This is a genomic window from Candidatus Caccoplasma merdavium (assembly GCA_018715595.1).
GTDB lineage: Bacteria > Bacteroidota > Bacteroidia > Bacteroidales > UBA11471 > Caccoplasma > Caccoplasma merdavium.
In genome coordinates this window covers 174261-184617 of the sequence record DVLI01000017.1, presented here as the reverse complement: position 1 = coordinate 184617, position 10357 = coordinate 174261, and the positions used below count along the sequence as shown (strand labels likewise).

Annotated in this window: 9 protein-coding genes; 2 read left to right on the top strand and 7 right to left on the bottom strand. The window is 54.4% G+C overall.

Going from position 1 to position 10357, the window contains the following annotated elements; genetic code table 11:
* A partial coding sequence (locus tag IAD09_05590; GenBank protein ID HIT81693.1) for a hypothetical protein occupies positions 1-993 on the top strand: 993 nt, incomplete at its 5' end.
* Positions 994-1068: 75 nt separating this feature from the next.
* Here IAD09_05590 and IAD09_05585 read toward each other — a convergent pair.
* The 7 genes from IAD09_05585 to IAD09_05555 all read right to left on the bottom strand — a co-directional run bounded on the left by IAD09_05585 (position 1069) and on the right by IAD09_05555 (position 8646).
* Positions 1069-1296, bottom strand: coding sequence for an immunity 17 family protein (locus tag IAD09_05585; GenBank protein HIT81692.1), 228 nt, complete (start codon positions 1294-1296; stop codon positions 1069-1071).
* A 16-nt stretch (positions 1297-1312) separates the two neighbouring features.
* On the bottom strand, positions 1313-1738 hold the full coding sequence (tsaE, locus tag IAD09_05580; protein ID HIT81691.1) for a tRNA (adenosine(37)-N6)-threonylcarbamoyltransferase complex ATPase subunit type 1 TsaE: 426 nt from the start codon (positions 1736-1738) through the stop codon (positions 1313-1315).
* A gap of 7 nt (positions 1739-1745) precedes the next feature.
* On the bottom strand, positions 1746-3290 hold the full coding sequence (locus IAD09_05575; protein ID HIT81690.1) for a PglZ domain-containing protein: 1545 nt from the start codon (positions 3288-3290) through the stop codon (positions 1746-1748).
* Positions 3280-6033 (bottom strand): tetratricopeptide repeat protein, encoded by a 2754-nt coding sequence (locus IAD09_05570; GenBank protein HIT81689.1) that lies wholly within the window; start codon positions 6031-6033, stop codon positions 3280-3282. Before IAD09_05570 ends, IAD09_05575 begins: the two co-directional genes overlap by 11 nt.
* A 94-nt stretch (positions 6034-6127) precedes the next feature.
* Entirely contained in the window at positions 6128-6949 is an 822-nt protein-coding gene (locus IAD09_05565; protein ID HIT81688.1) for a metal ABC transporter permease, read from the bottom strand.
* Between the two features lie 7 nt (positions 6950-6956).
* Positions 6957-7406, bottom strand: coding sequence for a phospholipase (locus tag IAD09_05560; GenBank protein HIT81687.1), 450 nt, complete (start codon positions 7404-7406; stop codon positions 6957-6959).
* A 10-nt stretch (positions 7407-7416) separates the two neighbouring features.
* Positions 7417-8646 (bottom strand): 3-phosphoshikimate 1-carboxyvinyltransferase, encoded by a 1230-nt coding sequence (locus tag IAD09_05555; GenBank protein HIT81686.1) that lies wholly within the window; start codon positions 8644-8646, stop codon positions 7417-7419.
* Positions 8647-9017: 371 nt separating this feature from the next.
* On the opposite strand from IAD09_05555, the gene IAD09_05550 reads away from it, so the two are divergent.
* Positions 9018-10352 (top strand): NADP-specific glutamate dehydrogenase, encoded by a 1335-nt coding sequence (locus IAD09_05550; protein ID HIT81685.1) that lies wholly within the window; start codon positions 9018-9020, stop codon positions 10350-10352.
* The last annotated feature ends 5 nt before the right edge of the window (positions 10353-10357 follow it).

Genomic DNA, 10357 nt, shown 5'->3' with positions numbered 1-10357 from the left:
TCGGAAGCCCTCGACTTCACCATCGGCAAAGCGCCCCTGAGCGTGAGCGTGGCCAACGCCGTGCGCATCGAGGGCGAGGAGAATCCCGAGTTTGAACTCTCGTTCAGCGGGTTCATCAACGGCGAAGACACCTCCTGCCTCGACGTCCTGCCCATCGCCTCCTGCGAGGCCGACGCCCTCTCGCCCGGCGGTTATTACGACATCGTCATCAGCGGCGGCGAAGATGACTGCTACGACTTTGCCCAATATGTCGGAGGCACCTTGCTGGTCAAAGGGAAAACGCACATCACGCTCGACGAAATTTCAGACTTGCGATATGGCGACCTGCCATTCGCCCCGACCTTCTCGTCGAACAACGCCGAAAGCCTCGTGCATTTTGAAATCGCCGACCCGACCATTGCCGACTTCGTAAACGGCAAAATCGTCATCATCAAGAGCGGAACGACCACGCTGAAAGCCTATCAGGAAGAGAGCGCCTTCTTCTCGGCCGGTGAATCGGAAGAGATAACCCTCTCCATCGAGAAAGCGCCGTTGAGCGTGAGCGTCGACAACGCCGTGCGTGAAGAGGGCGAACCCAATCCGCTCTTTACCCTGTCATACAGCGGATTTGTCAACGGCGACGATGCTTCGTGCATCGACGTGGCTCCGGTAGCCCAATGCCTCGATGCCTCCCTCTCCTCGCCCGCCGGATATTATGAAATCACCGTCAGCGGCGGCGAAGACGACTGTTATGTATTCACCCGGTACATCAGCGGAACCTTGGTTGTTACCGAAGCCTCGGGCTTGCAGGTACCGACCCTCGAAGGAGTGCGCATCTACCTGGCCGACAAACGGCTTGTCATAAAAGGCATGCAGGTCGACACGGTCGACATCTATACCTTGAACGGAAGCCTGGCGGGTCGCTACCGCGCAGGTGACATCGTCGACCTGCCGACCGGATTCTACATCGCCCGCACGGCAGAGGGCAAGGCTTGTCTGCAAATAACCGAATAACCCTCCTCCCCATATGACAAGAGCGGCCGCCTTATCGGGCGGCCGCTCTTGTCGTAAAATCAAGCGACGAAGTTGTCAGAACAGGTCATGGTCCCGATAAATCACATAGGCCATAGCCCAAACAAAAATACCCAGGAACAGGTAAAAAATGCGCGCGCCGCGCCGGCCAAAGAAACGAATCATCAGGCGGCTGTTCTGCGTCTCGAAAAACCAGCGCCACCGGCACACCGCCGCCCCCACCGAAAGGGTTCCGGAGAGGAGAAACAGGAAAAAGACGATATAGGTGGCCACTCGCAACGGCATAGGGCGGACTGATTTTCTAAGACTGAATCATCGTGACGCGTCTCGACCCGTCGGGCTGCTCCTCGATGTAGACATCGACAGTGTCGGGCGGCAGAAGCTCCTCGATTTTCTCGGGCCACTCGATGAAGCAGAGGGCGTCGCTGTAAATGTAATCTTCATACCCGAAATCGAATGCCTCCTCGGGTTTGTTGATGCGATAAAAATCGAAATGATAAATCGAACGTCCGTCGGTCGTGGGACCATACTCATTGATGATGGCAAACGTGGGACTGTTGATGACATCGTCGACACCGAGTTCTTCGCAGAGGGCCTTGATGAACGTCGTCTTTCCGGCACCCATCGTCCCGCGGAAGGCAAAAACGGTACTATCGCCCATCGCGTCGATAAAGGCGCGGGCAACCTGACGTATCTCATCGAGATGGTGTATGGTAAATTGTGCCATGATTGACTTATTTTTTGGGTGTGAGCGTAACAAGCGGCACCATCATCTCCTCCATGGAGATGCCTCCGTGCTGGAAAGTGTCTTTGTAATAGCTCACATAGTAGTTATAATTATTGGGATAAGCAAAGAAATCGTGATTGGTGGCAAAGATGTAGGCCGAACTGACGTTGGGCGAGGGCAACCCGAACCGTGCGGGAGCCTTTATTTCATACACTTGCTTGGGATTATAGGTCATGTTCTTTCCCACCTTGTAGCGCAGATTGGTATTGGTGTTGCGGTCCGAAACGACCTTCACCGCATTGTCGACCGAGATGGTACCGTGGTCGGTGGTGAGAATCACCTTGTAGCCCTTCTCGGCGATTTTCTTGAAAATCTCCAATGCGGGAGAATGCCGGAACCACGACTCGGTGAGCGACCGATAGGCCGCATCGGTGCCGGCCAGCTCGCGTATCATCTTCGAATCGGTGCGGGCATGCGAAAGCATGTCGATGAAATTGAGCACGCACACATTGAGGTCGTACCGGTCGAAATGGGCAAAGTCGCGCAAGAGTTTTTCGCCAAAAGAAGAGTCGTTGATTTTATTATAGGAATAGGTATAACGCTTGCGGTAACGGTCGAGCAACGTGCCTATGAGAGGCGCCTCGTTGAGGTTCTTGCCCTCTTCCGAATCTTCGTCGACCCAAAGGTCGGGAAAGAGCGAAGCGATTTTATCGGGGAGCAATCCCGAGAAAATCGCATTGCGGGCATATTGCGTGGCCGTGGGGAGAATACTGAAATAGAGCTCCTCCTCCATCATGAAATAGTCCGATAACAAGGGGCGCAACACCCGCCACTGGTCGAGGCGGAAGTTGTCGATGAGCACGACAAAGACCTTCTCTCCGTTATCGAGCAACGGGAAGACCCGCTGCTTGAAGAGCTCATGGCTCATCAGCGGGTGTTCCTCGCCCGAGAGCCATTTCTCGTAGTTGCGCTTGACATATTTGGCAAAGGCCGAGTTGGCATCGTTTTTCTGCATGAGCAGCATCTCTTTGAGATGTCCGCCGGTCTGTTCGAGTTCGAGTTCCCAAAAGACCAGTTTGCGGTACACGTCATACCAGTCGTTCCACGAGAGTGAACCGTTTATCTGCATGCTGATGCGGGAAAACTCCTGCTGGTAACCGCTCGACGTCTCTTCGGAGATGATTTCGCGACCATAAAGATTTTTCTTTATCGACAGCCAAATCTGGTTGGGATTGACGGGCTTGATGAGATAATCGGCAATCTTGTTGCCGATGGCCTGATTCATGATGTCCTCCTCCTCACTCTTGGTAATCATGATGACCGGGACATGGGGAGCCACCTCCTTCATGCGGGTGAGCGTTTCGAGCCCGCTCAGCCCCGGCATGTTCTCGTCGAGGATTATCAGGTCGAAGTGCTCCTTCTTCACCCGGTCGAGGGCGTCGAGACCGTTATTCACGGTGACGACTTCATATCCCTTCTGACGGAGGAAAAGAATATGGGGTTTCAGCAAATCGACCTCGTCATCGGCCCAAAGCAGGGTTTCACTCTTCATATTGCAAGATTTGATTTTCTTCAACAAACTCGAAATACTCCTCAAAGGAATGTCCCTCGACAAGCAATCTGAAATTCTGCTCGCTTATCATCACCGGCCGCACGCCCTCGGGCATCGGTACACCGTCGGGGGCGCTCAACATGCGACGATATTGCGACACTTCGTCAAAGGTATAAAAACCTTTGACAACTAACATACTTATTTCGTTAAAGCTCATTATTTCGAGGTCGAAATCGCGAATAATGAAGTGTGCGAAGTTGTATTTGGCAATATTGAAAAGCAACAGGTTGGCCTCGATGCTTCCGGTGGGATAGACCAGCACCAAGAGGTGGGGGACGTCGGGGTCGGCCACAAACGGAGCCTCTTGGCGCGTGGTATCGGCCAAGGCTTCACCGTCTTCGCCGGTCTGTCCCAGGCGCACGCTCCATATATCGCTGCGGGCAGCTCCCGAAACGACCTCGCGTCCCTGTGCCACGCCTTTGAGCATATCCGAGGCCAAGGTGCTCACATCTTCGGAGGGATAGGCATCGAGCAAGGCTTTCAGGCCGGTCTTGAAGGCATCGATGTTTCCCTCATTGACATAAGAGAGCGCATCGATGAGCATGAACTTGGGTATCAACTTCGAGAGCGGATAGGTCGTGCGGGTGTAGTCATACAAGGCATGCACGCGAGTGTTCTCTCCGCCCAAATAGGCATCGTAGGCCGCCATGTAAAGCGAATCCTGCACCAAATCCATGCGACGCAGGTTGTCGAGATAATTGGGGTCGGCCAGCGCCACGGCATATTTGCTATCGGGGAAATCGGCCAAAATACGTTGCTTGTACCGTTCGGCCATGGCCTCGTCGCCGATGCGCATGCCTATCAGATAGCAGTTGTAATAGGCTTCGAGGCGATAATCATTGTCGGGGAAACGCCGGTCGAGCTCATCGAAGTTGGCCATGGCGGCCTCCATGTCTTCGAGGCGGTCTTTGAGTATCATGGCCATGTTGAAGAGGCCGTCGGCGATAATCTCGTTCGAGGCGGTAATCGCCTCCTCGGTAAAGGGCAGTTGTTGAAGGTAAAAGCGGGGATCTTTCGGGTCGTTGCTATAAGAGGAGGTATCGGCCTCGGCGGCAGCCTCCTCATCGACGAGGGTACCGTCGTCGGAAGCATATTCGTCGTCCGCGCCCTCGGTAATATCGGCTTGGGAAAACGATGCCTTGTTGCTGCGCCGCCAGTCGTCTTCGAGCTTGCGGCGTCCCCATTTGCGCTGGAACTCCGATTTACCGGCCGTAATCAGGGAGGTGTTGTAGAAATACCACGACGTGCTTCCGCCGGGCATGGTGGGCGTCGTGACCTGCTGTATCTGGTCGAGTTGCGGAGCGTTGGCCTCCTGCTCGGCCAGGAGCGCAGCCCGCCGCGCCTCCTCGGCGGCCTGTTCTTCGGCGGCAATGAGGTCGTCGATAATCTTCTGTATGTGTCGGTTGCGTTCCTCTTCGGGCATGGCGGCCACCCGCTGCAAACTGTCTTGCAGCTCTACGTTCCCGGCATAGACCGAAAGCTCATCGAGCACGGTCGACCGCCGCATGAGATTTTCATAATCGGGATAGCTCTCATCGACCAACGGCAGGGCTTCGGCATAACAGGGTTGCGCCTTGGTGTATTCCCGCCGGTCGAAATAGATGCCACCGAGCGTCAGTTGGCTGATGGCCAGCTCCACGCCCCGCCGCGTACTTTTCTCGGCCGCCGTCACATAGTTCTCGATGGCCTTGGCCGTGTCGCCGCGCGAGAGGTAAAGGTTACCCAAGGCGTAATAGATTTGGTCGAGGTAATCGCGATTTTTATAATTACGGGCCAAGCGCCGGAGACGTTTCTCGATTTTCGACATGTCGCTGCCGGTAAAGACCTCGGTCTGGTTGATGCGGGCATTCATCTCGGTGCGGAAAGTCGGGTTCATCTTGATGACCGACTGATAGGAGCGATAAGCCCCGGCCTTGTCGCCGGTCTTGGCTTGCAACTGGGCCAAGAGGAAGGTCATGCGTATTTTTTGGCTATGCCCGTCGGCCATGCCGAGAGCCTCTTTGAGATAAGGTATGGCTTCGGCATAGGCACCGGTGCGTATCAGATAGTCGGCATACACGGTGGCATACCACTGCTTGGCGTCGCCGGTGAGGGTATATTCCTTCGATACTTTGAGCAAAGCGTCTTCGGCCTCGTAGAGCCAACCGAGTTCGAGATAACAACGGGCCGTCCAGATGCGGGCATCGGCCATCAACTCACTGTTCCAGGGAAAGTGCCGGGTGATGTAGATAAAGGTGGCCAGCGCCCCCAGGAAATCGCCTTGATAGAATTGCGATTTTCCCATCAACACCCAGGCGTTGTGTATAAACGGATTGAACTCGCCCCGCTTGACATACTCCCGATAAGCGGGATTGTTCATCTTCTTCCGGTCACGTTTCGGAGGCTTCTGCATGGAATGTTGCCGTATGGCCTTTTGACTCTTCTCCAAAGCCCTCGAAAAATCGCCCTTGGGCTGTGGGTCGGTGGGGACGCCATAGGCCGAGACCGGGTGCATGTGCAAGAGATGGGTGAAATTATCTTCATAACCGGTCTGCATCGCATCGAGTTGTTCCTCAAAACTGGTGATGCCGTTGAAGTAAACGTTGTAGCGGGTGGTAAAGGCATGATAAAAGCGATTGGCGCGCGTGTTTTTCTGTGTCGAACACGACGCAAGCGACAGCACGAGGAACAGTCCGATTCCCATGTGCTGAAAAAAAAGCCGAAGATTGAAAACGCAGCCCGATTTCATCTTAATACTATAACTGCAAATCGACCATTTTATTGCTTCGACAAGCCATTTATCGCCGTTGGAAATGCAGGATCAGCGAGCGTCCCAAACGGGTGACCGCATAGAGGGCTATCAGGAAGAACACGATGCAGGCTCCGGCCGGCACATCAAGGACGTAGGCCAACCACAGGCCCACGACCCCGCCCACAACGGTAAGAAGGCCCGAGGCGAGCATGATGGTGCGGTAACGACGGGTAAAAAGCTCGACCGTCATCTGCGGAATGGTGAGCATCGAAAGCAGCAACATGATGCCCACCAGACGAATGGTCAGAACCACACAGAGCGAGACCATAATCACCATGGCATAGTCGATAAGCCGTACGGGCAACCGCCGCGTCGAAGCGAAATCGTGATCGAAAGCCACGGCCAGAAGGGGGCGATAAAAGAAGAGAAAGAGCAGCAACAAAAGGGCCGTATAAAGGGCAAACCATGCCAAATCGGCCGAAGTCACCGTAAGGATATTGCCGAAAAGGAATTCATTGAGACCCGGCGCATAGCCCGGCGTCTTGAAGATGCAGATGATGCCCACCGCCATACCCAACGCCCACAGGGAGGCTATGGCAGAGTCTTCGCGCACCGTCCCGCGGCGGGAGAGCCACCCCACCCCGAGCGCGGCCCCCACGGCAAACAACAATGCCCCCAGCGTGGGACTGATGCCGAGATACAGGCCAATGCCAAGCCCTCCGAACGAGGCATGGGTGATGCCTCCCGTGATAAAGACCATGCGGCGGGTCACGATATAAGTGCCTATAATCCCACCGGCCACGCCTATGAGCAACACGGCCCACAAGGCATGACGGAGAAACGCATATTGCAAGATGTCGAATGTCATCGTCGTTCTATCGAGTTTGTGATTTTCCTCCCGAGGCTTTTTGTTCGCGCTGCTCCCGCACGATGAGCCACGCTTCGGCTTCGAGCGTATCGGGCAGGTTTATGCCCCTCCGTTGCAAACTGTGCAGCCAACCGGTCACGTCTTCGGGGCGGAGCGTATAAAAGACCTCTTCAAATTCGCGCGTTTCTTCGGGCGTGAAAGCATCGGCCGGCCGACCGGCATAACGGTCGAGTTCCTCGTCGTCGTAATAAACGATGCCACGACTCGCATCGAGCAGCAGGGCCTCTTTCTCACACACCAAGTGCCGGCCGCAACATTCGGAGGCAGGAGCCGACGGGCGGTCGGGCGACTCAGGTTCGGGCAACGTCGGACGTTTTTTCCGCTGCTTGCGTTCATAAAGGTAACACACGACTCCGAGGAGCAGTATGGAAAGGGTGATATATACAAGTCCCATCATCGGCAGATATTCATTTGAGTGTCCGTACGTCGAAACCTACCTGACGCAAATGGTCCCAGAATGCCGGATAGGACTTGCTCACCACCTCGGGATTCCTGATTTCGAGACCGGGAAAGAACATGGCTGCCGGGGCAAATGCCATGGCCATGCGGTGGTCGTCATAGGTGTCGATGGCCGGGTGGCCTACGGCATCGGCACGGCGGCCGTCCCAGGAAAGGACCGAATCGTCGCTGTCGACAATCGGATAGCCGAGCTTGGCCAGTTCGCATTTCAAGGCGGCAATGCGGTCGGTCTCCTTTATTTTGAGTGATTGCAATCCGGTGAAACGGAATGGCCGTTGCAACAAGGCACAAGTAACCACGAGGGTCTGGGCCAAATCGGGCTGGTCGGTAAGGTCCAACAACAAAGGTGCCGTCGTGGTTTGCCCGGTGTGACGCAAACGCACACCGTCGGCCGTAAATTCGGTATCAACCCCCAAAGCCGCGTAGAAATCGGCCACACGGGCATCGCCCTGCACGCTTTCGCGTTGCAAACCGGGGAGCTCCACAACCGCACCGGGAGTGAGCGAAACCATTTCATACCAATAGGAGGCGGCCGACCAATCGGACTCCACGGTGAAAGCCAAGGGCTTGTAGGCGCCCGGTGCCACCACGATGCGATTTCCTTCCCATCGGCTTCCTACCCCCCAATGGCGCATCATGGCAAGGGTCATGGCAATATAGGGTTTCGAAATCATTGTCCCGGTGAGGGTAAGCGAGAGCCCCTCTTGCATATAGGGGGCAATCATGAGCAACGCCGAGATATATTGCGAGCTGACCCCGGCGCTCAACGTCAAGTCTCCGCCGCGAAGCGGCTTTCCCTCGATGCGCAAGGGCGGGAAGCCCTCCTCGCCCAGATATTCGATGCAGGCGCCCAACGAGCGCAGGGCATCGACCAGCAGCCTGATGGGGCGGTGCCGCATGCGCTCCGAACCGGTTATCGTCCACACGCCCGTGCACTGCGACAGATAGGCCGTGAGAAACCGCATGGCGGTTCCCGCTGCCATAATATCAAAATCGGGGCCATCACTCTCAAAAGCCCTCACCATGACGCGGGTGTCGTCACAGTCGGAAAGATTGCCTATGGGCATAGGACTCCCCGAGAGCGCGTTCAAAATCAACGCCCGGTTGCAAATGCTTTTCGACGAAGGGAGCAGAACCCGGCCGTCGATGCGGCGGGGCGGGAAAAGAGTGAGAGCCATTTTTACTACATTCTGGTTGCGAATACGCAAAAGTAATGATTTTTCGGGAAAGAGCTGCAAAAGAAAAACATTTGCATTGCACAAGATAACAAGAAACGCCCTTGCGACACCTTCCAACCTCATTTTGCCCCATCTACCCACCCTTGCGCCACATCGGGAACAGTTGTCAAAAATCTAAACAAAGGAATAAAAATACGTCTTTTTGTAAGAAAAAAATTTTTTTTGCAGCTATTTGTCAATTTTCTTATCAAAACATTTGATTTTTTCCTTTCCTTTATGTTATCTTTGCGGCAGGAAAACAAAAAAGCGGGAAAAACCACCCGAATACATAAAGAATGAAATTTATTTTTCACTTTTAATTATAAATTACAATGAATGCCCAAAAAGTATTAAGCGATTTGAAAAGACGCTTTCCCAACGAACCCGAATACCATCAGGCCGTTTCGGAAGTGCTGAGTACCATTGAAGAAGCTTACAACGAACACCCCGAGTTCGACCGTTACAACTTGATTGAACGTCTTTGCATTCCCGACCGCATCTTCTCGTTCCGTGTCACCTGGGTCGACGACAAAGGTCAAGTGCAAACCAACATGGGGTACCGTATTCAACATAACAACGCCATTGGCCCGTACAAAGGCGGTATCCGTTTCCACTCATCGGTAAACCTCTCGATTTTGAAATTCCTTGCTTTCGAGCAAACCTTCAAGAACTCGCTGACGACCCTTCCCATGGGTGGTGGCAAAGGGGGTTCCGATTTCAGCCCGCGCGGCAAATCCGACGGAGAAATCATGCGTTTCTGCCAAGCCTTCATCGCCGAACTGTGGCGTCACATCGGCCCGCAAACCGACGTTCCCGCCGGTGACATCGGAGTAGGTGGCCGCGAAGTAGGTTACATGTATGGCATGTACAAGAAGATGGCCCGTGAAAATACCGGAACATTCACCGGAAAAGGTCTCGAATTCGGCGGTTCGCTCATTCGTCCCGAAGCCACGGGTTACGGAAACGTTTACTTCCTGCTCGAAATGCTGAAAACCCGCAACATCGACATCAAAGGCAAAGTGGTAGCCGTATCGGGTTCGGGTAACGTAGCCCAATACACCGTAGAAAAACTCATCAGCCTCGGAGCCAAAGTCATCACCATGTCCGACAGCAACGGATACATCTACGACCCCGATGGCATCGACGCCGAGAAACTGGCCTACATCTTCGAATTGAAAAACATCTACCGTGGCCGTATCCGCGAATATGCCGAGAAATACGGTTGCAAATATGTCGAAGGTGCACGTCCCTGGAACGAGAAATGCGACATCGCCATGCCTTCGGCCACCCAGAACGAAATCGACGGTGACGATGCACGCGCCCTCTTGGCCAACGGTTGCTTCGCCGTATCGGAAGGCGCCAACATGCCCTCGACCCCCGAAGCCATCGAAGAGTTCCTCAAAGCCAAGATTCTCTACGCTCCGGGTAAAGCCGCCAACGCCGGTGGCGTATCGGTGAGCGGTCTTGAAATGACGCAGAACTCCATCAAACTGAGCTGGACCAAAGAAGAAGTCGACGCCCGTCTGAAACAAATCATGTACGACATTCACACCCAATGCGTAAAATACGGTACACAACCCGACGGTTATGTAAATTATGTAAAGGGTGCCAACGTAGCCGGCTTCATGAAAGTGGCCAAAGCCATGATGGCCCAAGGCATTCTCTAAGCGAC